The sequence below is a fragment of the Mesorhizobium sp. B2-5-4 genome (assembly GCF_006441095.1).
In the GTDB taxonomy this organism is placed as follows: domain Bacteria; phylum Pseudomonadota; class Alphaproteobacteria; order Rhizobiales; family Rhizobiaceae; genus Mesorhizobium; species Mesorhizobium salmacidum.
In genome coordinates this window covers 17,585-42,786 of sequence record NZ_VFUR01000033.1, presented here as the reverse complement: position 1 = coordinate 42,786, position 25,202 = coordinate 17,585, and the positions used below count along the sequence as shown (strand labels likewise).

The 25,202-nt window shown below is 62.2% G+C and carries 26 protein-coding genes and 1 pseudogene; 10 read left to right on the top strand and 17 right to left on the bottom strand.

From position 1 onward, the window contains the following. Window positions 1–5: 5 nt before the first annotated feature. From FJ492_RS27265 to cysS, 3 genes are read right to left on the bottom strand one after another with little or no spacing between them, the layout of a single operon-like run. Window positions 6–392 (bottom strand): VOC family protein, encoded by a 387-nt coding sequence (locus tag FJ492_RS27265; RefSeq protein ID WP_027144162.1) that lies wholly within the window; start codon window positions 390–392, stop codon window positions 6–8. After that, window positions 389–802, bottom strand: a complete 414-nt coding sequence (locus FJ492_RS27260; protein WP_246676139.1) for an endonuclease domain-containing protein — start codon at window positions 800–802, stop codon at window positions 389–391. Before FJ492_RS27260 ends, FJ492_RS27265 begins: the two co-directional genes overlap by 4 nt. 14 nt (window positions 803–816) lie before the next feature. Further along, entirely contained in the window at window positions 817–2,268 is a 1,452-nt protein-coding gene (gene cysS / locus FJ492_RS27255; protein WP_140773346.1) for a cysteine--tRNA ligase, read from the bottom strand. Between the two features lie 167 nt (window positions 2,269–2,435). Here cysS and FJ492_RS28925 point away from each other — a divergent pair, with 167 nt between their 5' ends. Together FJ492_RS28925 and FJ492_RS27250 are read left to right on the top strand one after the other, a co-directional pair. Continuing rightward, window positions 2,436–2,576 carry a hypothetical protein gene (locus tag FJ492_RS28925; protein ID WP_181166775.1) on the top strand — a complete coding sequence of 47 codons (141 nt, stop codon included), beginning with the start codon at window positions 2,436–2,438 and terminating at the stop codon, window positions 2,574–2,576. 111 nt (window positions 2,577–2,687) lie between these two features. Continuing rightward, entirely contained in the window at window positions 2,688–2,843 is a 156-nt protein-coding gene (locus tag FJ492_RS27250; RefSeq protein WP_140505959.1) for a hypothetical protein, read from the top strand. Between the two features lie 79 nt (window positions 2,844–2,922). Here the strand turns inward: FJ492_RS27250 and FJ492_RS27245 are convergent, their stop codons facing one another. Continuing rightward, window positions 2,923–3,684 carry an SOS response-associated peptidase gene (locus FJ492_RS27245; RefSeq protein WP_140773343.1) on the bottom strand — a complete coding sequence of 254 codons (762 nt, stop codon included), beginning with the start codon at window positions 3,682–3,684 and terminating at the stop codon, window positions 2,923–2,925. Between the two features lie 119 nt (window positions 3,685–3,803). Here FJ492_RS27245 and FJ492_RS27240 point away from each other — a divergent pair, with 119 nt between their 5' ends. The 4 genes from FJ492_RS27240 (at window position 3,804) to FJ492_RS27225 (ending at window position 6,185) form a co-directional block, all read left to right on the top strand. After that, on the top strand, window positions 3,804–4,226 hold the full coding sequence (locus FJ492_RS27240) for an NUDIX domain-containing protein (protein WP_140773341.1): 423 nt from the start codon (window positions 3,804–3,806) through the stop codon (window positions 4,224–4,226). A 111-nt stretch (window positions 4,227–4,337) separates the two neighbouring features. After that, window positions 4,338–4,715: a TIGR02301 family protein gene (locus FJ492_RS27235; protein ID WP_027144167.1), complete on the top strand. Its 378-nt coding sequence runs from the start codon at window positions 4,338–4,340 to the stop codon at window positions 4,713–4,715. 353 nt (window positions 4,716–5,068) lie between these two features. After that, complete coding sequence (locus FJ492_RS27230; protein ID WP_015318556.1) at window positions 5,069–5,326, top strand: hypothetical protein; 258 nt, start codon at window positions 5,069–5,071, stop codon at window positions 5,324–5,326. Between the two features lie 70 nt (window positions 5,327–5,396). Continuing rightward, the gene (locus tag FJ492_RS27225) at window positions 5,397–6,185 is read left to right on the top strand and encodes a hypothetical protein (RefSeq protein WP_181166772.1); all 789 of its coding nucleotides are present in this window, start codon (window positions 5,397–5,399) and stop codon (window positions 6,183–6,185) included. 71 nt (window positions 6,186–6,256) lie between these two features. Here FJ492_RS27225 and FJ492_RS27220 read toward each other — a convergent pair whose 3' ends face one another. Together FJ492_RS27220 and FJ492_RS27215 are read right to left on the bottom strand one after the other, a co-directional pair. Beyond that, window positions 6,257–6,709 (bottom strand): nucleotidyl transferase AbiEii/AbiGii toxin family protein, encoded by a 453-nt coding sequence (locus FJ492_RS27220; protein WP_140773339.1) that lies wholly within the window; start codon window positions 6,707–6,709, stop codon window positions 6,257–6,259. A 79-nt stretch (window positions 6,710–6,788) separates the two neighbouring features. Then, the gene (locus FJ492_RS27215) at window positions 6,789–8,120 is read right to left on the bottom strand and encodes a dihydroorotase (protein ID WP_181166774.1); all 1,332 of its coding nucleotides are present in this window, start codon (window positions 8,118–8,120) and stop codon (window positions 6,789–6,791) included. A 75-nt stretch (window positions 8,121–8,195) separates the two neighbouring features. On the opposite strand from FJ492_RS27215, the gene FJ492_RS27210 reads away from it, so the two are divergent. From FJ492_RS27210 to FJ492_RS27200, 3 genes are all read left to right on the top strand, one after another. Next, window positions 8,196–9,056 carry a folate-binding protein YgfZ gene (locus FJ492_RS27210; protein ID WP_140773335.1) on the top strand — a complete coding sequence of 287 codons (861 nt, stop codon included), beginning with the start codon at window positions 8,196–8,198 and terminating at the stop codon, window positions 9,054–9,056. Further along, window positions 9,056–9,691 carry an HD family hydrolase gene (locus tag FJ492_RS27205; protein WP_140773333.1) on the top strand — a complete coding sequence of 212 codons (636 nt, stop codon included), beginning with the start codon at window positions 9,056–9,058 and terminating at the stop codon, window positions 9,689–9,691. The genes FJ492_RS27210 and FJ492_RS27205 overlap by 1 nt, the downstream gene beginning before the upstream one ends. A 65-nt stretch (window positions 9,692–9,756) precedes the next feature. After that, window positions 9,757–11,892, top strand: coding sequence for an EAL domain-containing protein (locus FJ492_RS27200; RefSeq protein ID WP_140773331.1), 2,136 nt, complete (start codon window positions 9,757–9,759; stop codon window positions 11,890–11,892). A gap of 15 nt (window positions 11,893–11,907) precedes the next feature. Here the strand turns inward: FJ492_RS27200 and FJ492_RS27195 are convergent, their stop codons facing one another. Continuing rightward, a complete protein-coding gene (locus FJ492_RS27195; RefSeq protein ID WP_140717151.1) occupies window positions 11,908–12,798 on the bottom strand; it encodes a fatty acid desaturase family protein in 891 nt (296 codons plus the stop codon). A 112-nt stretch (window positions 12,799–12,910) separates the two neighbouring features. Between FJ492_RS27195 and FJ492_RS27190 the strand changes: the two are divergent. Continuing rightward, window positions 12,911–13,827 (top strand): annotated as a pseudogene (locus tag FJ492_RS27190) (LysR substrate-binding domain-containing protein). A 16-nt stretch (window positions 13,828–13,843) separates the two neighbouring features. Here FJ492_RS27190 and FJ492_RS27185 read toward each other — a convergent pair. The 10 genes from FJ492_RS27185 to FJ492_RS27140 form a co-directional block, all read right to left on the bottom strand. Next, on the bottom strand, window positions 13,844–14,116 hold the full coding sequence (locus FJ492_RS27185) for a DUF3303 family protein (protein ID WP_027144175.1): 273 nt from the start codon (window positions 14,114–14,116) through the stop codon (window positions 13,844–13,846). Between the two features lie 16 nt (window positions 14,117–14,132). Beyond that, window positions 14,133–15,596, bottom strand: a complete 1,464-nt coding sequence (locus FJ492_RS27180; protein ID WP_140746684.1) for a RimK family protein — start codon at window positions 15,594–15,596, stop codon at window positions 14,133–14,135. Continuing rightward, window positions 15,596–16,693: a GNAT family N-acetyltransferase/peptidase C39 family protein gene (locus FJ492_RS27175; protein WP_140505981.1), complete on the bottom strand. Its 1,098-nt coding sequence runs from the start codon at window positions 16,691–16,693 to the stop codon at window positions 15,596–15,598. Before FJ492_RS27175 ends, FJ492_RS27180 begins: the two co-directional genes overlap by 1 nt. A gap of 208 nt (window positions 16,694–16,901) precedes the next feature. After that, complete coding sequence (locus FJ492_RS27170) at window positions 16,902–17,693, bottom strand: anti-sigma factor (protein WP_140773329.1); 792 nt, start codon at window positions 17,691–17,693, stop codon at window positions 16,902–16,904. Beyond that, on the bottom strand, window positions 17,690–18,208 hold the full coding sequence (locus FJ492_RS27165; protein WP_027144179.1) for an RNA polymerase sigma factor: 519 nt from the start codon (window positions 18,206–18,208) through the stop codon (window positions 17,690–17,692). Before FJ492_RS27165 ends, FJ492_RS27170 begins: the two co-directional genes overlap by 4 nt. Before the next feature lie 172 nt (window positions 18,209–18,380). Next, window positions 18,381–21,116 (bottom strand): DUF2339 domain-containing protein, encoded by a 2,736-nt coding sequence (locus FJ492_RS27160; protein WP_140773327.1) that lies wholly within the window; start codon window positions 21,114–21,116, stop codon window positions 18,381–18,383. An 82-nt stretch (window positions 21,117–21,198) separates the two neighbouring features. Continuing rightward, window positions 21,199–21,717: a PaaI family thioesterase gene (locus tag FJ492_RS27155; protein ID WP_140773325.1), complete on the bottom strand. Its 519-nt coding sequence runs from the start codon at window positions 21,715–21,717 to the stop codon at window positions 21,199–21,201. Further along, window positions 21,714–22,490, bottom strand: a complete 777-nt coding sequence (recO, locus tag FJ492_RS27150) for a DNA repair protein RecO (protein ID WP_140717140.1) — start codon at window positions 22,488–22,490, stop codon at window positions 21,714–21,716. The genes FJ492_RS27155 and recO overlap by 4 nt, the downstream gene beginning before the upstream one ends. Before the next feature lie 134 nt (window positions 22,491–22,624). Further along, entirely contained in the window at window positions 22,625–23,797 is a 1,173-nt protein-coding gene (locus tag FJ492_RS27145; protein ID WP_140505993.1) for a porin, read from the bottom strand. Between the two features lie 511 nt (window positions 23,798–24,308). Next, window positions 24,309–25,199, bottom strand: coding sequence for an aminoglycoside phosphotransferase family protein (locus FJ492_RS27140; protein ID WP_181166771.1), 891 nt, complete (start codon window positions 25,197–25,199; stop codon window positions 24,309–24,311). Window positions 25,200–25,202 lie beyond the last annotated feature (3 nt).

Genomic DNA, 25,202 nt, shown 5'->3' with positions numbered 1-25,202 from the left:
GGTTTTCACTCCGGATCATGACAGACCGCCTCGACATTGTTGCCGTCGGGATCGAAGACGAAGGCGCCGTAGTAGTTGGGGTGATAGTGCGGACGCAGGCCCGGCCCGCCATTGTCCCTGCCGCCAGCTGCAAGGGCGGCGGCATGGAAGGCGTTGACCTCGGCGCGGCTGCGCGCTGTGAATGCGACGTGCTGGTGATCCCGGGGCTTTTCCCTTGCCGCGCTCAGCCAGAACACCGGCCGGTCGCGGCCATAACCGCCGACCTTGGTGCCGCCGGTATATTCCTGCGGCACCATGTAAAGCAGCGAGGCGCCCAATGGCGCCATCGCCTTGTCGTAGAAGGCCTTGGAGGCATCGAAATCGGAAACGGCGATGCCAAGATGATCGATCATGGAACGAGCTCCTCCGTTTCTGGTTGACTTGTCGGCATCACAGCATCGGCCAAACCGGCCCCGATCACGATGTGCTGGCAGACATTGTCGATATCGCGGATGACGTCGTCATTCCAGAAGCGCAGGATGGTCCAGCTCAGCGCTTCAAGCTTCGCGGCACGCGCCGCATCCATCTCCGAGGCTTTGGCCGTTGCATGTTGGGAGCCGTCAATCTCGACGATCAGTTTTCTGGTCGGGCAAGCAAAGTCGACGATGTAGCCAGCGATCGGCATCTGGCGCCTGAAAGCCAGCCCCATAAGGCGATGTGCACGTATCTCATTCCAAAGTTTGAGTTCGGCATCGGTCATTGCCTTGCGCATCTTGCGCGCATTGCCACGATTAAGGGGAGATACGAGATGATGGGTCTCCATTCCCGCCATTAGCCTCACCGTTTGATCTCCCACGTCGTCACGCGCTCGCCGGTGACCGGGTCCTTGCCGTCCTTCAACTGTACACCTTGCGCCAGAAGTTCATCGCGCACGCGGTCGGCCTCTGTCCAATTTTTCGCAGCGATAAGCGTCAGGCGCTCGGCAATCGCTTTGGCGACCACGGTGTCGTCCACCTTGGTCGCGCCAATATCGAAGCCAAGGAAGGTGAGCGCGGTCTTCAATGCGACGGCGGCGGCGTTGTCGCCGCTACCGTCAAAGTCGGTCGCCTCGCCGGCAAGCTGGGTGAGTCGCTGGAAGGCCGCGTAGGTCGCAAGATCATCCGACAGCGCCTCCACGACTTCAACCGGCAACTGACTTCCCGCGGCCGGCGCCAGATCCGCCGCGCGTTTCCATTTGCGCAGCGTGTTTTCCGCCTCCTCCAGCTTGCGCACGGAAAAGTCGATCGGTTCGCGGTAATGCGTCATCAGCATCGCCAGCCGCAGCACATCGCCGGGCCATTTGCGACCACCAAAAGTGTCGGTCTCCAGCAACTCGTGGATCGAGTAGAAATTGCCGAGGCTCTTCGACATCTTCTGGCCCTCGACCTGCAGGAAGCCATTGTGCATCCACACATTGGCCATGACCGACGTGCCGTGGGCGCAGCGCGACTGGGCGATCTCGTTCTCATGGTGCGGGAAGATCAGATCGAGGCCGCCGCCATGGATATCGAAGACCTCGCCGAGATAGGCGGCCGACATGGCCGAGCACTCGATATGCCAGCCGGGCCGGCCCCTGCCCCATGGACTTTGCCAACCGGGCTCCTCCGGCGACGACAGTTTCCACAGCACGAAATCGCCGGGGTTCTTCTTATGCGCGTCGACGGCGATGCGGGCGCCGGCCTGCTGCTCGTCGAGATTGCGTCTCGACAATTGCCCGTAGTCCGGCATCGACGCCGTATCGAACAGCACTTCGCCTGCCGCGACATAGGCATGGCCGCGCCCGATCAGGCTTTGAATCAAGGTGATCATGTCAGCCTTGCCGTCGGCGCGGGGCTCGACGAATTCGGTGGCGCGCGGCTCGACCGTCGGCTCCAGGCAGCCAAGCGTCGCGACATCCCTGTGGAACTGATCGGCCGTTTTTTCGGTAACCCGCCGGATCGCTTCGTTGAGCGAAAGCGCCCCTGAAGCGATCTCGCCGCCGAAGTCCCGCAAGGCGCGCGCGTTGATCTTGTCGTCGACGTCGGTGATGTTGCGCACATAGGTGACGTGCGTCTCGCCATAGAGATGGCGCAGCAGACGAAACAGCACGTCGAAGACGATCACCGGCCTGGCGTTGCCGATATGGGCGTAGTCGTAGACGGTCGGGCCGCAGACATACATGCGCACATTTCGCGGATCGATCGGCACGAAATCCTCTTTCGTGCGCGTCAGCGTGTTGTAGAGGCGCAGGCCCTGCGATGCGTCAGACATTCCATGCCTTCCCGGTTTCAGAACTTCTTGTCTGGATGGAGCCAGCCCAGCGCCGAGGCGCAAATCTGGCTCCAGCCTGCTGGCCGGGGCGTTTGTCCAATCTGGGGAAAGATGAGGCGAAAACGTCCGGACCAGCGCGAGGCTAGCCAATAATGCAAATGCCACAAATGGCGAAAGACGTTTTCATGGGCGGCTTTATCGCCTTGGCAGGTGTTGCCGTCAAGTCGCTGATCCCGGAAAAAACGTCGCAAAGACTGGCAAACGCATCGCCCGATCACACGGAATCAGCCAATGAAACATTTTATTAAGCATGTCGGCACAGTCATGAAACATTCGCCGGCTAGATCACCAAGCGTCACGATTTGGTCTGATTCAGCGACCAAATCGCATACACGAAAACGTTATCTGGGAAGAGAAACATGCCTCGAAGCAAGCAGGAAGCCAACCGCGCCAAGCAACCGGCGCTGACCAACCACTATCGTGCGATCGGCCCGGCAGCTATCGTCGCCGCCCTTCTTCACACCGCCAAGAAGAACAAGCCGGCGCAGAAGATCGTATCGCCCCGCGCCGCCTGAAGCGGCGCTCCAGCCGACGCAATTGCCGGCACCGAGGGGCACGAACAAGCGCCCTGATTTAAGTCCTCGACGGGCTTCGCTAGAACAGCGTCATTTGACTGTCGTCCGCGCCGGGTTTCTTGCGCCTGGCTTCCTCGGGCTCAGGTCCGATCTCGCCCCTCTCTTGTATCTCCGGTCCGGTGTTGGCGACCTTGTTGACGAGGTCGGAGACAGGAATCGCCTCGAAGAAATCGGGCCGCGCCGGCCGCAGCAAATCGGCGATCTCGCGCGGTTCGCGCGTGCGGCAATCCAGCCAGCGGGCAAAGTCGGGGATATCGATCACCACCGGCATCCGGTCATGGACATGGGCGATGTCGGCATTGGCGTTCATGGTCAGGATGGCGCCGGTGTCCATCTCCGAGCCGCCCGGCTCGGCATAGGTTTCGATCAGACCGGCAAAGGCGACCAGCCCGCCATGCCGCGGCCGGATCCAATAGGGTTGCCCCTTCTTGCCTCCGGTCTGCCGCCACTCGTAAAAGCCGGATGCCGGCACCAGCGCGCGCCGATGGCGCATGGCGGCCTTGAACGAGGCCTTTTCGATCGCACCTTCGGAGCGCGCGTTGAACAGCAGCGGAAATTCCCTGGTGTCCTTGACCCAGGCGGGAAGGAAGCCCCAGCGCACCAGCCTCGGCTGCCGGTCCGGCAGGTTAGAGCCTGGAGCCCGGGGCGCGCCGGCGGTCGCCATCAGGACCGGCTGTGTCGGCGCGATGTTGTAGCGGGCCGGGAAATCCTCCAGCTCGGCAAGGCCCAGGAAGGCGGCGGTCTGGTCCGGCGTGGCGGTCAAGGCAAAACGTCCGCACATAATGGAGCCTTTCGAATGGTTCGACTTCGAAAGTGGCTATGGAACCGGTGTTGCGCAACCGGTAATGCTTCCCCTTACCGGGCGGTCCACAACAGACCGGTCCTCGAATGAGCCTGATCATGAACGAAGCACGCAAGACACTTCCCGCCGTCTCGGTCGCCGTCGTGCGCGGCGACAGCTTACTCCTCGTGAAACGGGCACGGCCGCCTTCGCAAGGATTCTACGCCTTTCCCGGCGGCAAGGTCGAAGGCGACGAGACACTGGAGGACGCGGCACGGCGTGAACTGATGGAAGAGACCGGCTTGCGTGCCACCGGTTTGCGCCCGCTTCGGGAAATCCACATCGACGGCAGGGATGACGGCCACCCGGTCGATTATCTCCTCACGGTGTTCGGCGCCGCCTATGCCGGTGGCGAGGCCGTGGCCAGCGACGACGCCGAGACAGCTGCCTTCTACACACTTGAAGAGATGATCCTGTTGCCGCTTGCCGGCTCGGTGTTGGCGATCGCCGAGGAACTCCTCGGTCACATTCAAACACGCTGACGCAGCACTGAAAAATCGCCTTGCAGGCGACAAATTGTTTCGTCACAACGCTTATGTTGTCTCGCCAGCCACGATTTAGGCCGTTCGGCGGACCATATCGGCTTTGGGCTTATGAACCGTCCGTCAATACTCCTCGCCATTTGCCTTGCCGTCAGCGCGGCCGTCCCGGTACGGCCCGCGTTCAGTGCCGAGTCGCCGTTCGAGCCGGGGCTGATGCGACTGGCGGAGGTTCTGGGGTCGCTGCATTTCCTGCGCAATCTGTGCGGGGAGAAAGGCGACCAGTGGCGGGGCGAGATGGAAAAACTGCTCGATTCGGAAAATCCCGATCCAGAACGCCGCGCCCGCTTCATCGCCAGCTTCAACCGCGGCTATCGCTCCTTCGGCGGCACCTACACCCAGTGCACCGCTTCGGCCGCTGAAGCCATCAGCCGTTATATGAAGGAAGGTGAGACGCTGTCGCGCGACATCGCCTCGCGTTATGGCAACTGAGCATCCATCAACAGATATTAGGCGCGTCGGCAAGGATCGTCGGCATATCCTACTTGTGCCTGTCCATGTCTTGGTGCAATTCTGATGTTGCACTTCTGCAACAGCGTTAATCAAACGTTACCACGCGAATGCGGAATTAACTCAAACTGAAGGTTTTCGCCCCGCAGGCCGGCCTAATCGGCTAAGTTTGATCCGGGTTGAAACGCAGCTTCGCCAAACACAATTGGCCCCTGTAAAACGCGACCAAAAAAATGTCGTATTTACAGATACTTACTTGGCGCTGCCTATGAATGGAACAGATCAAGCCTGATCCACCACTGATGGGTTGCCGCTTGAAAGGGTGGACATCGCTTATGGAACATGCTGCCAACGACATCGACGCGCTGGTCAGGGAAGAGAAGCGCCTGACGGCGGTTGAGAGCCACAGCGAAGCCTGGGCGGAAGGCCTTTCGGCCGGCATCGAGCCCGAGATCATTGCCGAGGCGGCGCTCGAAACGGCATTCGGCGAAATGCTGCGCGCCAATGGCGAAACCTCGGCCCTTGCCCTGCTGGACCGTATGCGTGAAAAGGTGATTGCTGGCGCCTTCGAACCCGAGCGGCTGCGGCACTGAACCAACATCAGGTTCTTTGACGAGTAGATGCCGACCGGGCACCATGCCCGGCAGCAGGGAGATAGGGGCAGTGAATTTTCCGATGTCAGGCAGGCCGAAGGGCCTTGTCCTCTACATCCGCCTCGCTGCTTGCTGTGGCGCGATTGCCTTGGTGACGTGCCTGGCCAGCAGCCCTGCCTATGCGCTGAGCGAGATCAAAAGCGAAGAACTCCCCTCGCCGGTCACACCCTCGACGGACGACGACGCGTCGTCGCCCGGGGGCGCGATTCCCGTGCCTGGCCCGCTGGGAACGCCGCCTTCGGCCAGCCAACCGGCCGCTCCCGACGCCGCGGAGCCGGACATTCCGTCGGATGGCGGCAGCAACAGGCCGCGTGTCGATCCCCAGGCGCCCTTGCCCGAGGTCGTCTATGACCTCGGCAAGCTGCCCGAGTCCGTGCGACGCATGCATGACCTCATCATCGAAGCTTGCAAGAGCGGCGACATCGAGAAGCTCAGGCCTTTAATCGGCAAGGGCGACACCATGACCCAGCTGTCGCTGGCCGACATCGATGGCGATGCCATCGCCTTCCTCAAAGGGCTGTCCGGCGACCCTGACGGCCAGGAGATCCTGGCCATTCTGGAGGAGGTGCTTAGCGCCGGCTACGTCCATGTCGATGCGGGTACGCCACAGGAACTCTATGTCTGGCCGTATTTCTTCGCGCTGCCGCTCGATAGGCTCGACGCCAAGCAGCGGGTCGAGCTGTTCAAGATCGTCACCGCCGGCGATTTCGACGACATGAAGCAGTTCGGCGCCTACATCTTCTACCGCGTCGGCATCACGCCCGCCGGGCAATGGACCTTCTTCGTCGCGGGCGATTGAAGGTGCCTGCCTGCTCGCGGCAGGATGCGAGCAGCATTGTAGACAATGTTGCCATTAAGCGGGCTGGCGGGCTATGCAATGATGTCAGCATTCGGCCAAATGCGAATGCTTTCGTTTCGAAGAAACGAGATGGCACCGCTAGCCTTATCAGCCTGCATCTGCAGAATCTCGGCTGCGTAACTCAGCTCTACCGTTTCCCGAAGCTTGTTGACCACCCACGCAACCTTGTGCTGGACATCCTGTCCATATGCAGCCTGAGCCTTCGCTACGGCGTCGTTCGGGATCTCCCGACAGGCACTGACCAACATCCCAAGATCAATAGCATCGCGATAGCCGACAGCACGGTCTTGGCATCGGTCGGCATTCGCCAATAACTTCTCGGCGAATATGTCCGAGGGGATCAAAGAAGGTACGTTTAGATCTTCATCGAAACGACCTTGCAATGGGATGCGGGCTTCACGAACGATTGCTTGCAGCTCTGGAAACTCGGCGGGGTCAATCATAGGCGCGAATTGTGCCTTCATAGTGCTCTGAACATAGTGCAGAGCGCTTAAAAATCAAAGACGTGACGCGTCGGCGACCTGACGCGTCGGCGATGGCCGTCTAGCCGGGCAATGCCTCGGAAAACTCCACCGCCCTGCCCTGGCCGGGCGTAACGATTTCGCCCTCCCACATGACACGCTGACCGCGAATGACCGTGCCGACCGGCCAACCGGTCACCTCCTTGCCGTGATAAGGTGTCCAGCCGGCTTTCGAGCCGGCTTGCGCGTTGGTGATGGCCTCGCGCCGCTTCATGTCGACAATGGTGAAGTCGGCGTCATAGCCGGCGGCGATACGGCCTTTTCGGGCCATGCCGAAGATGCGCTGCGGGCCATGGCTGGAGAGATCGACGAAGCGCTGCAGGGTCAGCCGGCCGGCGTTGACGTGGTCGAGCATGATCGGCACCAGCGTCTGCACGCCGGTCATGCCCGAGGGCGAAGCCGGATAGGGCTTTGCCTTCTCCGCCAATGTGTGTGGCGCGTGGTCGGAGCCGAGCACGTCCACAATGCCCTGCGCAATACCATGCCAGACGCCGTCGCTATGGCGCTTGTCCCGCACCGGCGGGTTCATCTGGATCAGCGTGCCGAGCCGCGCATAATCGTCGGCGCTCAGCGTCAGATGGTGCGGCGTGGCCTCACAGGTCGCGACATCCTTGTGCTGTTCGAGGAACAGGATTTCCTCGACGGTCGAAATGTGCAGGACATGGATGCGGGCCCGGACGTCGCGCGCGATGCGCACCAGCCGTTCGGTGCAGCGCAAGGCGGCGATCTCGTCACGCCAAACGGGATGCGATGACGGGTCGCCCTCAATGCGCTCGCCCAGGCGCTCGCGCAGCCGGAACTCGTCCTCCGAATGAAAAGCGGCGCGGCGGCGGGTATTCCTCAGGATCGAGGCGACGCTTTCGTCGTCCTCGACCAGCAGGTCACCGGTGGACGACCCCATGAAGACCTTTATTCCCGCAGCTCCCGGCAAACGCTCGAGGTCGCCGACATCCCTGGCGTTATCGCGGGTACCGCCAACCCAGAAAGCAAAATCGCAATGCATGCGGCCGCTGCCGCGCCGGACCTTGTCGGCAAGCGTTGCCTCGCTGGTGGTCAACGGGTTGGTGTTGGGCATCTCGAAGACGGCGGTGACACCGCCGAGCACAGCAGCCCGCGATCCCGTTTCCAGGTCTTCCTTGTGCTCCAGTCCCGGCTCGCGGAAATGCACCTGGCTGTCGACGACACCGGGCAGGATATGAAGGCCCCGGCAGTCGATCGTCTCGCCGGCCGAGGCCTGGCGCAGATCGCCGATCGCGGCGATGCGACCGCCCTTCACGCCAATGTCGCGCAACCCCTCGCCGTCATGATTGACCACTGTGCCGCCTGTCAGGATGAGGTCATAGGTCATGGTGATGCTCTCTTGCGGGGGGAGTGTCAGCGGCTTACGTAATGGCCAACCGTTTTGCAAGATCAGGCTTCTATCCGCTCCATGCCCTTTGCCCTGCTGAAAGACCGCGCGCTTATCTCCGTCTCCGGCCCGGATGCCGAACATTTTCTGCAAAACATCCTGACCACCGATCTCGATGCGCTTGGCAATGGCGAGGCCAAGCCGGGCGCGCTGCTGACGCCGCAAGGCAAGATACTGTTCGACTTCCTGATCTCACGGGCAGGAGAAAACGCCTTCCGCATCGAATGCCGTGCCGACGTTTCAGACGATTTCATTCGCCGGCTGATGCTCTACAAGCTTCGCGCCAAGGTCGAGATTGCCAAGTCGGAACAAACGCTTGTCACTGTCGCGTGGGGAAAAGAGTCAATCGCCTCAGAAAGTGATTCAACCGCAGTTGCCGACAGGCGCTTTGGCGACCAAGGCGTCACGCGCTTCCATGCCGGCACAGTGGAGGCCGGCGACATCGCCGCGTGGCAGGCCTTCCGCATCGCCCACGGTATTGCCGAGAGCGGGTCCGACTATGCACTCGGCGATGCGTTCCCGCATGACGTGTTGCTCGACGAGATGGGCGGTGTCGGCTTCAAGAAGGGCTGCTATGTCGGCCAGGAGGTCGTGTCGCGCATGCAGCATCGGGGCACAGCCCGACGGCGCGTGCTGATCGTCCAGGCTGGGCTTCCTCTGCCCGCCGCGGGTGCCGAACTCACCGTCGGCGGGCGACCCGTCGGCACGCTCGGCTCGACCGTCACCCTGACCGGGCTCGCCATCGCCCGCATCGACAGGGTCAAGGCGGCGCTCGATGCCGGCCAGCCGGTCCTGGCGGACGACGTGCCAGTGACCCTCACCATCCCCGCCTGGGCCAAATTCAGTTTCCCGCAGGAAATAGCCGGCGCGGAGGAAGCCTGATGGCGGCAGACCGCGCCGGTGCGCCACCACGCGCCTGGCAGCGCATGCTGTCCGGCCGCAGGCTCGACCTGCTCGACCCCTCGCCGCTCGACATCGAAATTTCGGACATCGCCCATGGGCTTGCCCGCGTCGCGCGCTGGAACGGCCAAACCAGCGGCGAGCACGCCTTCTCGGTGGCCCAGCATTCACTGCTGGTCGAGGCGCTGTTCAACGAGCTGGTGCCGCAGGCTTCGGCCGACGACCAGTTGGCAGCACTGCTGCACGACGCGCCGGAATATGTCATCGGCGACATGATCTCGCCATTCAAGTCGGTGATGGGCGGCAGCTACAGGGACTGCGAATTGCGCCTGCAACGCGCCATCCATCTGCGTTTCTCGCTGCCTCCCGAACCGGCCGCTGCCCTGCGCAAGGAGATCAAGCGCGCCGACCAGATCGCCGCCTATTTCGAGGCTACGCTGCTCGCCGGCTTTTCGACCGCCGAGGCGACCGAGTTCTTCGGCCGCCCGCGCGGTTTTTCAGCCGAACGTTTCGACTTCACGCCACGCTCGGTGATCTGGGCACAGAATGCGTTCCTGAAGCGGTTTTCGGCGATCGAGACCTCAAGACATTACGTTGCGACATCTGCGCTAGGGTAGAAAACGCTAAATTAACCGAAAGCGTCAACAGTGTGGTGTTCGATCAAACACCGCAGGGGCGCCTCATGCCCGTCGTCAAGGATGGTTCGATCGTCCCGGAACGGGTGGCCGGAGGCGTGGAGCGGTCGCGCCGCATTGAAGATGAGCTGCGCGAGCAGAACGAACGTTTTTCAGCCGCTGTCGAAAACATGTCGCATGGCCTGTGCATGTTCGACGCCGATGAACGCATGATCATCTGCAACCGCAACTACATCGACATCTTCCACCTCGACGCCAAGCTGATACGGCCAGGCATCCGCTTCCTCGATATCCTGCGGCACAGCGTCGACCTCGGCGTCGCCTCGCAAAGCGCCGACGAGCTCTATGCCATCCGCAAGCCCTATATCGACCAGGCGAAGCCTTCGACCTACGAAGAAATCCTGTCGGACGGCCGCATCATCCTTATCTCGCACCGGCCGCTGGCTTCGGGCGGGTGGGTCTCGATCTACGAGGATATTACTGAACAGCGGCGCGCCGAGCAGGATCTCAAGGAGCAGCATCGCCGCTTCGACGCAGCGCTCGCCAACATGTCGCAAGGCCTGCTGATGTACGACGCCGACGGCAAAATGATCGTGCGCAACGGGCGTTTTCTGGAACTGTACAACGTCACGGCGGCCGACTTCCCGCTTGGAACGACGCATCGCGACGCGCTCGAACGACTGCTGGAACTCGGCATCTACACGATGATCGACGTCGACAGCGAAGTCGCCAAGACCGAAGCCTGCCGGCGGGCGGGAAAAATGCATTCGACCTATCGCCATCTTGCGGACGGCAGGACATTTCTGGTCGTGCGCCAGCCAATGAGTGGCGGCGGTTGGGTGGCGACGTTCGACGACGTCACGGAACGTCGCCTGGCCGAAGAGCGCATGACCCATCTCGCGCATCACGACATGCTGACCGGACTGCCCAACCGATCGATGTTTCGCGAGCGGCTCGACCTTGCGCTGGAGGATGTGGCCGCTACACCGCTCGCGATCTTCTCGCTCGACCTCGACCGCTTCAAGGCGGTCAACGACACCTGGGGACACCCCGCCGGCGACTGGCTGTTGAAGAGTGTGGCCGAAAGACTGCAGCGCTGCCTGCGCAATGATGCAGATATGATCGCCCGTTTCGGCGGCGACGAGTTCGTCGTCATCCAATCCAACTCCGTGGGCATTGCCGATGCCGAGAAACTGGCGAAACGCATCGTCGAGGCAATCGCAAAACCATTTCGCGACAAGGGCCGGGACATGCATGTCGGCGTCAGCCTGGGCATCGCCGTTTTCCCCGCCGACGGCCGTGACGCCGACACGCTGCTGAAGAACGCCGATACGGCGCTCTATCGGGCAAAGAACGATGGGCGAAACCTCTATCGCTTCTTCGAACCTGGAATGGACGCCGTGGTGCAGGCCCGCCGGGCGCTTGAAGTCGATCTGGAGGCGGCACTGCCGCGCCAGGAATTCGATCTCGATTTCCAGCCCATCATGAACATCGCCTCGGGCGAGATCATCGGCGCGGAGGCCTTGATGCGCTGGCATTCACCAGCGCGCGGCAGGGTGGCGCCGGACGACTTCATTCCGGTCGCCGAAGAGACAGGACTGATCGTGCCGCTTGGCGAATGGGCGCTGAGGAAAGCCTGCGCGGTCGCGGCTAGCTGGCCGCCGGGTTTGCGCATCGCGGTCAATGTCTCGGCGGTGCAGCTCAAAAGCCGCGGATTTGCCCGCAGCGTCATCTCGGCGCTGGCTTTTTCCGGCGTGCCGGCCGGACAGCTGGAACTGGAGATCACCGAAACCGTGCTGATGGACGAGAGCAAAGCCGTGCTGAAAACGCTGCGCCAGTTGCGTGAGCTCGGTGTCCGCATCGCGCTGGACGATTTCGGCACCGGCTATTCCTCGCTCGGCTACCTCAGACGGTTTCCGGTCGACAAGATCAAGATCGACCGATCATTCATCCGCGACATGGGCAACCGCGACACGGCGGCGATCGTTCGCACCATCATCGGGCTGGGTGCCGAGCTTGGCATCGTGGTCACGGCAGAGGGCGTCGAAACCGAGAGGCAACTCGACATGCTGCGCGACAATGGTTGTGTCGAGGCGCAAGGCTATCTGATCGGCGTGCCATCGAAGCCGGCCGAGATCCAGCGCCTATTGAAGCCGCGTGCGACGCGCAGCCAAACCGGCTGACGGCATCGGGACATGTCAGCTCAATGTTTCCAGGTATTTCTCGTGGAAGCTGACGTAGCCGGGCTCGACCACCTTCAGATGCCGCTCGATCAGCGCGTGAAACCGCGGCAATTGGTGAAACGGCACTCCGGGATAGGCATGATGCTCGGCATGGAACGGCATGTTCCAGGCCAGCTTGCGCACCACCCAATTGGTCAGCGTGGTTCTTGTGTTCTCCAGCATGTTGGCGACGAACGGACAGCGGCCATGCTCGGCCAGCAGATACAGGCGCAGGAATGGCTGCCCGAGTAGTGCGGGAATGATCCAGACATAGAGCAGCACGGTGAGCCGGAAATAGACAGTGAGCAGAATGACCACAGCGTAGAAGGCAATCATGGCGCGCGCCTCGGCCCGTACCTTGGGTCGACCTTTCGGCGGCACATAACTCTCCTGACTGCCACCACCTGCATTGGTGTACAGCGTCTTGACATGCCCCCACCACACCGGGAGGCCCGAGACGTGGACAATGTATTGCTGCAAGGTCTCGGGTTTGGGGAAAGCGAGCTCGGGATCGTTCTCCAGATCCTGCGTGTATCGGTGGTGAGCGAAATGGAAGTAGCGGAACCAGTCGGCCGGCAGCGCGATCGCCAGGCTGCACAGCCGCGCCACGCCGTCGTTCAGCCGCTGTGTTTCGAAAGCCGTGCGGTGAACCGTCTCGTGCAACAGCGTGAACAGGAACACGATCAGAATGCCCTGCGGCAACACCAGCAATGGCCAGAACGGCACCTTGGCCGCGATCAACGATCCAATGATGACAATCGCGCCCAAGTGAGCGCCGAGCTGGAACAGGCCCGCTACATCGGATTTGGTCGTCAGGCGATTGCGCTCTTCCGGTGTCAGTGACGCGATGATGTCGCGATGGTCCATCGGCTTCGATCCAGGCTGGATATTGACGACGACCATTCTAGTGGCAAAAAAGCTTTCCAAAAACGACGATTCCTGCGATTTGGATAAGGTAAGCTTATCTTATTGGGCGGCAATGGTCACATCTCCATCCCTGAAAGGGCTTCAGGCTTTCGAGGCCGCGGCACGTACGGGCAGCTTTGCCGCGGCGGCGGAGGAGCTGTCGGTTTCGGCCGCCGCCGTCAGCCAGCTTATCCGCATCTTGGAGGAGCAGATGGGCCGCAAGCTGTTTCAGCGGGTCAACCGGCGCGTTGTCCTCACCGAGGCCGGCGTGGAAATGCTGCCGCGGCTGACCGTGGCCTTTCAGGAGATCGGCAGCGTCTCGCGCGAGCTTGCTGGCGACGCATTCCGCCCGCGCCTCGTGGTATCGGTGCCGCCATCCATGGCCATGGGTTGGCTTTCGCAGCGTCTGGCCGGCTTCGTCGCAAGCCATGGCGCCGCCGACATATCGCTCCGGGGCGATGACGACCCGGTGCCGTTCGACCGCGAGCTGATCGACATCAGGCTCTCCTACGGACCGCATTATCGCGAGCATCCGACCAAGGACATTGCCAGGGATGCGGTCTACCCCGTCTGCGCGCCAAAGCTTGCCGGCATGATCAAGGCGGGCGGCGAGCCGCTCGCCGGGCTGCCGCTCATTCACACGGATTGGGGACCGACCGGCGCATCGTTTCCGTCCTGGCGCAACTGGTTCGAGGCGGCGGGCGCCCAATCTGGCCGGGCGGTACGGCGCGGGCTCTCGGCCAATTCGTCGCGCGCGGCCCTCGACCTCGCCATTTCGGGCTGGGCGTGGCACTGGCGCAAGGGATCTACTGTGCCGAGGCGGTGGAGGACGGCCGGCTGGTCCGCCCCGCCAAGAGCGCAATTGCCCTGCGACAGCCCTATTGCCTGACCGTCCCAGAGCGAAGCGCGAGGCGCGACGTCGTGGCCGCGTTCCGCGATTGGCTGATCGATGAATGCCAGCGCGCCGTGGGCTCGCCGGCGCTGCGCTGACCGGGTGGGGCCATGGTCAGAGGTGCGCGCTCAAGGCCGCCACCATGTCCTTGTTGGCCGCCACGGGCACGATCTCGAATTCGACCAGATCAGCCCATTCGATGACCCATCGCTGCAGCAGCGTGACGTCATCGGTCTCCACCAGCAGGAAACAGCGGCTCATATCGGCCGCGATCCAGCTATGATGCACAACAAGCTCCTCCGGCTTCAGGCGGCCGCGGTCGCGGAACCGGCGATAGATTTCCTTGCGATCGCAGCCGGTGAAATCCTCGATGACGATGAACTGCATGTTTCCCCTCGGTTGATTACCGTCCCGGCCTGTCCAGCCGCTCCAGGAACCACTGCGTCAGCCGCACCCAGACCTCATCCTTCTCGCCGGAATCCTCCCAGCCATGATCGAGGTTGGGGTTGTCGTTGACCTCGATGACGAAGACGCCGTCCTTGGTCTCCTTGAGGTCGACCCCATAGAGACCATCGCCGATACAGCGCGCAGCCTTCACTGCCGTCTCGACGACATGAGGCGGCGTCTCCTTCAGCGTGAAGGTCTTGATGCCGCCTTGGTCGGGCTTGCCATTGGCCTTGTGGTTGACGATCTGCCAGTGCTTCTTGGCCATCAGATAATGCACGGCAAACAGCGGCTGGCCACCGAGCACGCCGACACGCCAGTCATATTCGGTCGGGATGAATTTCTGCGCGATCAGAAGATCGGAATCCTCGAGCCATTCGGTGGCAAGCGTCTTCAGCTCCTCGAAATTGGCGCATTTCTTGACACCGCGCGAGAATGACGAATCCGGGATCTTCAACACCAGGGGAAAACCCAGCGTCTGCGCCGCGAGTTCGAGATCGGAGGCGCCGGCGATCATCACCGTCGGCGGCACCGGCACCTTGTTGTAGGCCATCAGTTCGTTGAGATAGACCTTGTTGGTGCAGCGGATCATCGACAGCGGGTCGTCTATGACAGGCATGCCTTCCTGCTGGGCGCGGCGGGCGAAACGATAGGTATGATTGGAGATCGAGGTGGTCTCGCGGATGAACAGCGCATCGTAATTCGCGAGCTTGGCGAGATCCTTCCTGGTGATGGGCTCGATTTCGACCCCCATCTTTTCGGCGATCTTGGCCCAGTAGCGCAGCGAGGAGATTTCCGAGGGCGGCAATTCCTCATGCGGGTCGACCAGCGTGGCGAAGGTGTACCGCGCCGGCGTGCGGCCCTTGGTGTCGCGCCACTCACGGTTGGTGTAGGTCTCCAGGCACTGGATGAAGCTCTTTTCCTCGTCCTCGGTCATGCGCGCCAGCGGGTGGAAGCCGATCTTGCGGATCGAAGCCCATTCGGCGCTGTCCTTGATGTGGACTTCGAGCGCCGGCGCCCGGAACCAGTCGAACAACAGCTTGGCAAAACGGTCCCAGACCTTGGACGGGCCGATGCCGAAGAAGATGCAGACCTTCGCCGGGAATATACCGCCGAGATCCTTGCGGCATTTGTTGAGCGCCAGTTCCAGTTCCGGCAAGGCGTGCTCGTAGAGCTTGCGCTCCGACAGGTCGATCATCGTCTCGACGGTCGGGATGACCTTGTGGCCGCGCGAACTTGCCAGCAGTGACGCATAATAACCGCGGCTCTGGTAGCCGTAGTTGTTCGACAGATTAATGACCTTCGGCCGCTGGCCGCGGAACAGCGAGGGATGCGCGAGATAGTCACGATTGGTGATGATCTTGTGCGGTGTCGCCACCTGGTCGAGATCGCTCTGCCTGCCGGTAAGAATGACCCAGGTCATTATCTCTTTCCCAAAGTGATGGCGGCACGCAGTCCGTCGCGACCGAACTGCGCCATGTTCATGAAGATGCCGTAAGGCACGGGAATGTTGGCGGCATCAAGGATGGTTTCCTGCCTTTCATCCTCGACCCACGGATCGTGGATCAGAATATGATCGCCATCATCGCCGATGGCCAGCACCCAGTGCGGCACCTTCTTGCCAAACATCAGGAAGCCGCTGATCAGCACCAGAACCAGTTTGCCACCAGCGAGAGCCGCCCTGATATCGTCGATGGTGAACGGACGGTAATTCACCGGGATGCCGTAAAGTTCCGCGCGGCGGCGAAAGTCGACCTGTGCCAGTTCCATGACCCGGCGCTTCTCCTCGCTGCGCACCGATTGCAGGAACAATGCGCCGTAGAAGGAAACGTAAATCTCCGCAGCAAGCCCGCTTTCGTACCCCGAAACGGCCAGACCGAATGGTTCGCAGCCGCCTGGTCCAGACATCATGAACACGGTCGTTGCCTCGCGCCAGAGGCGGATTTCCATCACCGGGTCGGGTACGAAGCCACCATCGAAATTGGCCATGGCCATCATCAGGCAGCATGGACCGCAGGTGAACTCGCAGGTCTGCTGGTAGAACGGCACCCTGGTGGCGACCGGAAGGTCGCCGCGCAGGGTTTTTTCATAGCGTAGCGCCGTCGCGCCGTCTTCGTAGTACCCCGGCTCGCGGCCAATCTTGCGGTAGCCGGCCTGCTCGTAGATATGGATGGCGCGGCCATTGTCCTCGCGCGCTTCGAGACGCAGCATCATGCGGTCGTGTTCGAAGGCTGCCTCTTCGGCCGCGGACAGTAATTGGCGGCCTATGCCGAGCCCGCCGAAGAACGGTCCGACGGCTATGGAATAGAGCCGCGCCACGCCACTGCCCTTGCGAAACAGCACGATCGCATAACCGCCTACGCGGCCATCGATTTCGGCGACCAGCGTCTCGGCGGTCTCCCGCTCGATGAACTGGCGGAAGGAGCGGCGGGAAATGCGGTCGCTCGAGAACACGGCTTTCTCGATGGCGGCGAGATCATCGACGTCTGACGCGCGGGCCTTGCGGATCTCGGCAGGCATGCGGCTTGAGAAAACCTCGATTGCGTTGCGGAAAACGGCCCCGGTCAAAAGCGTCGCGAACACCGGCCGAAGCGCCGGTATTCATCAAGCGCTATCGCTCCTTGATTAGGGCCGAATTGTGACAGTTTCCGCCACGACAGGGAAGCTGGCAAGCTTTGAACGCAATCGCTGTTTTCAAGTTAGTCGGCCGCGCAAGTTCGCAACCGGCTCAACTGGCCAGCCCGGCTAAAAGCTGGCCATACGCGCTCTTGGCCACGGCCGCCAATTGCTCGCGCGGCAGCGAACCGACGACGGCACAGCCATAGCCCTTGTCCAGCCAGTAGACGGCCTGCGGACCGTCCTGCGCCGAAGCGTAGGTACCCTTGGCATTCTCGGTCGATTCAGCCGTCACGAAGAGGGATATGCGCTCGCCCTTGTCGTCTTCGTAAAGCAGCATCGCGGCCTTGCTTTCGCCGGCCGGCAGCAACCGGCCACCAACCAATTGGAAGCCGTTCGCGCTCAGGTCCGGCACCACCAGATTCAGGCCGATCCGGTTGGACAGCCAGGTCTGCAAATGATCCTTGTCGCTGGCCGGAACTTCCACCGCATGCCGCTTCTCGGCGGCATAGATGACGTGGGCGGCGATCGCCTGTTCGGCGAGCTGATCCTCCGCCGGATCCTCCTGCCCGAGGCCGCCGATGCCGGCAAAGTAGCCGCCAAATCCGCCCGTGGCGAGAAGCACGGCCGCAGCGGCGGCAAGCCACCAGCGTGAGCGTGGCACCACAACCTTAACAGGCGCTTCGCCGAGCACCACCTTGCGCAGGCGCACTGGTACAGCCTCATCCAGTACGCCGGCAAAAGCCGAGCGCAATGCCTCCCGGTCGGCGGTGAAGCGGGCGCTCCTGGCCTTCATCTCAGGATTGGAGTCGAGCCAGGCATCGTAGGCGGCACGTTCATCGGGCGGCAGTTCGCCGTCGAGCGCCATGTGGATGTCCCGTTCGGAAAAATCGCGGCGGATCATTTCTCGACGATCCTTATGGCTCGGCGGCGTGCTGTGTCGTCCAGCAACCCACGCAGTTCCTCACGGCCACGCGCGATGCGCGACATCAGCGTGCCCGCGGGCACACCCAGAATGTTGGCGGCTTCGGCATAGGAAAAGCCCTCAATGGCGACCATGACCAGCGCCGCGCGGCGATCCGGGCTGATCGCCTGCAAGGCGTCGATGATCTCGCGCGAAGCGATGCCCTCCAACTGTTCGGGCGGCTGGGCAACCGTCTCGCCCGCCTCCAGCGGCAGCATCGCCGCTTCGCCGCGGCGATTCACCTTGCGCATCTGGTCGATGAACAAATGATGCATGATCGTAAACAGCCACCTCCTGGGGCTTTCTCCTGTCTGCCAATTGTCGAGCCGCAACAGCGCGCGCTCAAGGCAGTCCTGAACGAGATCGTCGGCAGCATCGCGGTCGCGCAAAAGCGAGCGTGCGTAGCGTCGCAGGCGCGGTATTTCGCCAAGGATTGCTGCCTTCTTTTCGTTCATGACCGCTGGTTCTGAGGTCGCCCTTGTTGATCTCGATTGAACGCGCCTTCCCGGCACGGCGCAAGCGGCCAGCGCGAAGCGGTCCACCGCTCCGGTCACCCAAGCAACGAGATAACGCCGGCGGGTGCCGGTTTATTCCCGACCGGCAAGGAAAACCAATGATCGCAGGCGACTATCCTTTTTCCTTCGCCGCCCGCGTCAAAAGCCGCTGGTAGAACAGGCCAATGCCGATCAGCACCGCACCAAGACCGATAAAGGACAGCGCCCTGAGCACACCCTCCAGTTCCGACATGTCGAAGAGGAAGACTTTCAGTACGGCAACCGCGATCAGCCCGGCCGAAGCAATGCGCAGAACCTGCGATTTCAGCCAGACGCCAGCCGTGAGCAGCGCCACGCCGATCACCAGCCAGAGTGCCGAATAGGTATAGGTCTCCAACTGGCCAAGGCCACTCCACAAGCCGATGAACTCACCCTTGAACAGGCGCCTCACCGACAGCGTGGCATAGGCGAAGGCAAGCAGCGCCGCCACCAGCGCCAGCATGGCCGAATACCATTTCGGCCGCTTGCCCCTGCTATAGAGCGCCAGACCGCCGGCGGCGACGGCCGGCACGAGATAGGCCAGCAACAAAAGATTGAAAACCGGAATCCGACCGGTCGATTCGTCGGTGAACAACGGATTGAGCACCAGGAAATGCTGGATGACGACAAAGGCGACCGAGACCGCGCCCACCGCCATCGAACCATAGCGCAGCACCGAGCTTGGCGAGCGCCTGTCGATGGCGATCAGGATGGCGCCGGCACCGATGGCGATCAGCGTGTAGATCGCTTGTTCGGCGAGCGTCGGCGCATCGCTGTTGATGACGCCGCCATGCATGGCGTGACGCACCAGCATGGCGAGCGTCAGCAGCGCGAACAGTGCCGCCGCCGCCTCCATGGCGAGGCGCGGTCGGCCATCGGTGGTGTTGGCGAGCTGCCAGGCCGCGAAGCCGAAGGCGAGCGCCGGCACGCCATAGCCCGGCAGCAACCAGTTGAAGACTGGTGTCATTGACAGGAACTCGGCGCCGACGATCGTCGGGTCGAAGGCGACGCGGCCAAGCACCGCGATGACGGCGGCGACTGAAATCCAGCCGAGCACAGGATAAGAGCGCCAGCGCGTGGCGAGCGCCGGCACGATTGCCGTGGCACCGAGCAAGGTGGTGGTCCAGCCGGAATCAAAAGCCATATGCAGCATCAGGAGGCCGGCGACCGCTGCGCCACCCAAGGCAAATGACACTGCCACGCCGCCCCTGAGCGGCGGTTCCTCAGCCCGCGCGATCCACTCGCCGCCGGCGGCGAAGACCACGACCAGCAGGGCCGCAACGGCGGCATAGACAAAGTCACGGTCGAGATTGCCGAAGGTGAACCAGAGCGCCAGCAGGATGACCAGAGGCGCGATGACACCCCATGCAGCCCACGAGGCTGCTCGGATCTGCGCCGAGGCGGCGAAACGGCGCGCGGCCCAGAGACCGGCGGCAATGAAGACTACGCCAAGGCCGATGCCAAGGCGCAAGCTCAGCACGTTGGCCGTGGCCAAAGGCACCCCATCAACACCCAGAGCGCCGGTCGAAAAATCGGAAGCGATAGAGGTCGGCGGGATGATGCCGAGATAGATCAGTACCGTCGCCAGTCCGGCGGCATAAAGCAGTGGCAGCGCCAGCGGGCGGTAGAGCGCGACCGCTACCATCACCATAAGCAGCACCGCGCCCGGCAAGGCATCACCGGCAGCGGCGAAGACCAGGTCAACCGAGAGGCCCAGCGCCGAGAAGGCGACGAACAGTCCAGGCACGATGGACGGCCAGTCAAAGGATCTTGCTGGTCCGGTTTCGCCGCGACTGCTCAGCCAGACAAGGGCAAGTACAGCCAGCGTCACAGTGTCGATGAACAGGATCGCGGAGAGGTTCGCGCCCGGTGCGTCGGTCATGTAGAGGATGGTCCAGATGCCGGTGCCGAAAAAGGCGGCCGCCATCAGCGCTTTCCAGTCGCGCATGCGGGCGATAACGCCGGTGGCGGCGAGCACAATTGCGAGATAGCCGAACAACGCCCAGGGATTGGGCGCCTGCGAAGCGATCAGCACCGGCGTCACCATGGCGCCGACGAGACCGATGCCAGCCAGCGCCTGGCCATGGACGAGAGCGGCGGCGATGGTGGCAATGCCGATCGCACCAAGCAACGTGAAGGCAAGCGCCGGGCCGATGAAGCCGTAAACACCATGGGCGGCATAGACGGTGCCGAACAGGATGAAGGCACCGGCTGCCGTGAGGATCGCCGGAATATAAGCGCCGGCAGCACCTTGCACCGGCACCTTGAATCCGGTGCGACGAATGAACTCGCCGGCGGCGACCAGCACCAAACCGAGCACGGCCGCCATGGTGAGCCGCACGCCGGGACCGAAAATGCCGGCCTCGATGGTGTAGCGGACCAGGAACAGGCCGCCCAGAGCAAGCGCAATGCCACCGACCCAGACCGCCCAACGCGTGCCGAGCGCGGTTTCGACGTCGGACTGGCGAGCGGCTTTGGCGACCGCGGCCGGCGCGACCTCTGGCGTTTTCGGTGTTGCCTCGGGGGTGCTCCAGGGACCGGGCACACTCTCTGCGGCCGGGATTTCCGCCTCGGTGGCCTGTACCGGCGCGGGCTCGCTGATTGCTGCCGGGGCGATATCGGCTGGGGGCGCGGCCACCGGTGCCGTGTAGGCCTCGCCTTCGGACGCTTCCTGTTCCGACGGCCTGGCCGCGAACGGCACCGCGCCCGAAAGCACGAGACTGCGCAACGCGCCAAGTTCGCGCTCGATCAGGCCGATCCGGCTCTGCTGGCGCGAAATGATGACGAACAAGGCGATAATGGCGACAAGTCCGATCAGGCTTTCAAACATGGCGGTTCCCCCAAACCAGGCCAGTGTTCACTGACGTTTCGTCTCATTGACATTCAAATGCGGCGGCCAAACGGCTGAAAACTCAACGTGCCGCCAGATTGGCGGCTGGAAATATCGAACATGTCTCGGTGCCGAAAGCCAGCAGTTTGCCGCCGGCGTCCTTCAGCGTCGCTTCCGAAACGGCAAGCGTGCGGCCCTTGTGGACCACCTTGCCTTCGCAGACCACCTCGCCGGTCCTGGGCGTTATCGGCCGCGTGAGGTTCACCTTGAACTCCGCGGTCGTGTAGGCCTCGCCCTTGTCGAGCAACGTCTGTACTGCGCAGGCCAACGCCGAATCGAGCAGCGTGGCCGCCCAGCCGCCATGAACGCCACCCAGCGGGTTGAGGTGACGTTCGTTCGGCACGCCGCGGAATACGGCGCGACCTTCTGATACTTCGGTCAACGCGAAGCTGAGCTGGAAGGAGATCGGCGGTGCTGGATATTTGCCGTCGATGATTCGCTGAAGCAAATCCAGGCCGGTGTATTTCAGGATGTCGGCGTGAGGAATGGTGCCGAGGCCGAGCGGCGAGACCCGGCCCGGATAGAGTTCGACTTCGCTCATCTGAGGATTTCTCTGGCCGCGTTCTCTCCAGCGATGGGCTTGTGCGCTGCGTGGTGCTTGCGCAACGCTGCAAGAAAACCGGCGCGCGCGTCGGGCTGATCGATGCCGCGCGGCTCGTAGACATGGCGGGTGAAGAAGAAACCGGTCAAGCGGAAGGCATCCGCGATCGCCGCATGATTCGCGCGCAGGCCGGAGCCGCGCTGCAGAAATGCAGGCAGCACCAGCATCTTGTCGTGCCACGGCGCCCCGGCTTCACGCGACACCGCGCGTCCCGATTTCGGCGAGACATAGGCAAGGTCCTGTTTGGTGCCGGTGGCGGCGCATTGGCTGAGATCGAGGCCAAAGCCGAGTTCATCGAGGATCAGAAGTTCGAAACGCGCCACCAGCTCCCCGGCGGCGTCGGCATCGTCCAGGTGGACGATCATCACCGAAAGCGCCTCGTAGAGGCCGCCATGGGCGTCACGCTCGGGCAGCAGGCGCAGATGCGCCGCCATCGTCTGAAGGCCGTAGACGGCGATGGCACTGTCCATCAGCCGGGAGGCGTTCATCTCGATCGCTTCGGCCTGGAAGGTGCCCAGATGCTCGTCGAGGCGCGCGCGCCACAAGAGATCGACGCGATTGCCGGGCTGGAGAACGGGTTGCAGCTTGCGCGAGCGGCCGCCGCGCACGAGGCCGAGATGGCGGCCATGGGCACGCGTCATCACCTCGAGAATGGCGCTGGTTTCGCCATGCTTGCGGGTGCCGAGAATGATTCCCTCGTCGCGCCATTCCATATCAGGAGCTTTTCACCGATCGGGTGGCGAAATCAAGGTACGGGCCTGCCGCCTTGGCCGGCTCTCGCAACAACGGGTAAAAAAGCCGCCCGCAGCGATGTGCTGCGGGCGGTCTGGTAAGGTCAGTCGATCCGTTAGAACGAGCGCTGGAAGCGGAGAATGCCGCCGACACTGCTCTTCTTGTTGGCCTTGGTCCAGTTGCTGAAATCTGCGTCGTCGAACTTTCCAGCATTGAGGTAATCGACTTCAGCCGTGACGGTAAAGCCGGGCACAACGGTATAGGCAACGTTCGCGGCGATGCCGAGATTCTTCCAGTCGTCATAGGAGATCTGGGCGTTGAACGAGGTCTTGTCGTTGAACTTGTAGGTGCCGCCACCCCAGATCGCCCAGTTGCCGCCCCACTGTTTGTAGAAGCCGCGACCGTGTGCATCGATGGCGTTGTTCGCATCGTCGGTGAGATTGTCGTCGGTGCCGTAGCCACCCATGATGAACAGCGACAATTCGTTGGTTGCCTTGACGTCGAGGCGAACCTTGCCAGCGACTTCTTCATAGTTGCTGTCATAGGCCACGACGCCGGTGAGCGAACCCCAGTCGCCCTTGTACTTCAAACCGCCGACGACATGCGGAACATAGCTGTCGATGGTGCCGACCTTGCCAGCACCCTCTTCGAGCGAGACCAGCCCCGAGAAGCCGTTGCCAGCGTCGAAGTAGTACTGAACGACGTTGCTCTCCTGCCCGCCATACGGAACCAGCGTGTCCTGGATGACGTTGCCGGCATAGCCGATGAACGTATCGAAAGCCGTATCGTCCTTGCCGACGCGCAAGCCGCCGAGCTGAATCCAGGCGAAACGCAGCGAGAGCGACTTGTTACGACCCGTCCAATCGTCGGCGCTGGAGGCGGCTTGATTAGTATAGTCACCGGAGCTGTTGCCGTAGTTGAAGCGGGTCTCGGTGTAGGTCTTCAGGGTACCGAGCTCGGTCTCCTGACCGGTCCAGGTCTTCAGCGTGAAGCGGGTGTTCTTGTAGTAGGTCGAATGAGTGGTGCCGGCGTCCTGATGATCCGGGACGTGGTTGACGCCATCGAGCGAGCCGGCATCGCCGACACCGATGTCGTAACGGACATAGCCGCCGATGCGCAGGCAGGTCTCGGTGCCCGGGATGTAGAAATAGCCGGCGCCGTAGACGTCACAGATCTTGACGTATTCGGCCGGTTCCGGTTCGGCGACGACGACAGCGTCCGCGGCGCGTGCGCCGGACACCGCGATCAGTGCCGCGGCTGAGCCGAGAAGGAGGCTCTTGATGTTCATTTTCTGACCTCTCCAGTCAAGTTAATAAAATGGCTTCCGAATTGTGGCTGGCGGATATGTTTTCCCGCCTCACCCCCACAATGAAAAAAGGCTCGCACTGCGTCCCCTTTTCGCGGCGAACATACCCACCAATCTTCCGCCTTCAATGACAATTCCGCGAATATGCCGGATTCACGCCACAGATTAAATCGGTGTTGCACAAATAACACTAACCGGCTCATGTCGATTTTCAAATCGGCACAAATGGCACATCGTCGTTTTTATGTAATAATCCCTGATATCTTTTACTTTATACTGTAAAATTTCCAGTTTATTCCATTATTTTCAAGTCAATTGCGCACGCTGCTTAACAAAATGTCGAATGAGTTATTTTTCAACATCAGATTCTCAAGTCAAATCTGGTCAATTTCTTGAGCGCTCGGCCGACGAGAGGCCCACGCGAAAGCTGCCGGCGACAGCAGGTTTTTTTGATCCATCAGCGCCGCCCGATGACGGCGCCACGCGTCTCGCCTCATGCCTGGCGCTCGCGATCGATCAGCACAGCATCGATCACTCGCCACGATTCTTCGATCTCGGCCGAGGCCACGTCTATGTGCCCGGCGGCGGTGATCAATGCCTTCCATAGCGCCCAGCCGCGCCCGCGCGCCCAGGTCGCTTCGTCTGCCGCGAGGCAGGCGCGAAAAGTGTCCCGGCTTTCGCCTTCGAACAGCGTCCAGGCAATTGCCAGATCGCAGGATGGATCGCCGACACCGGAGGTGCCGAAATCGATCACGGCGCTCAACCTGCCCTTTTCGACAAGGAGGTTGCCCCGGCTGACATCGCCATGGAACCAGACGGGCGGACTTTCCCAGGCCGCGGCAAGGGCTATCTCCCAGACGGCGGTGGCGGCGCCGGCATCGATGCTGCTGCCGAGTGCCGAGATCGCTTGCCTTGTCTCGCCGTCATAGACCGTCAGCGGTCCGCCGCGAAAGAAATTGTGCTGCCCAGGCGCTGGCCCATCGGTCGCGTCCACCTGTTTCAACGCAACCAGGAACCGAGCCAGGTCCGCCGCGAATTCCGACAGATTTGCGATACGTTCCGGTTTCGCGATCTCGCCCTCGATCCAGCCATAGACTGACCAGTGCCAGGTATAACCCTCGGCCGGAACGCCCATCGCCAGCGGTACGGGAATGGGCAGTGGCAGCAGCGGCGCCAATCTCGGCAGCCAGCGATGTTCCTTTTCCACTTGCAGGGCATAGGCGGCGGCGCTCGGCAATCGCACGGTCATCTCGTCGCCGAGATGAAAGGTCCTGTTGTCCCAGCCGCCAAAATCAACCGGCCTGACCGCAAGATTCTTCCAATGCGGGAATTGCGCGGCAATCAGCCGGCGCACCAAGGCGGCATCGATCGCTACCTCAAGCATGAT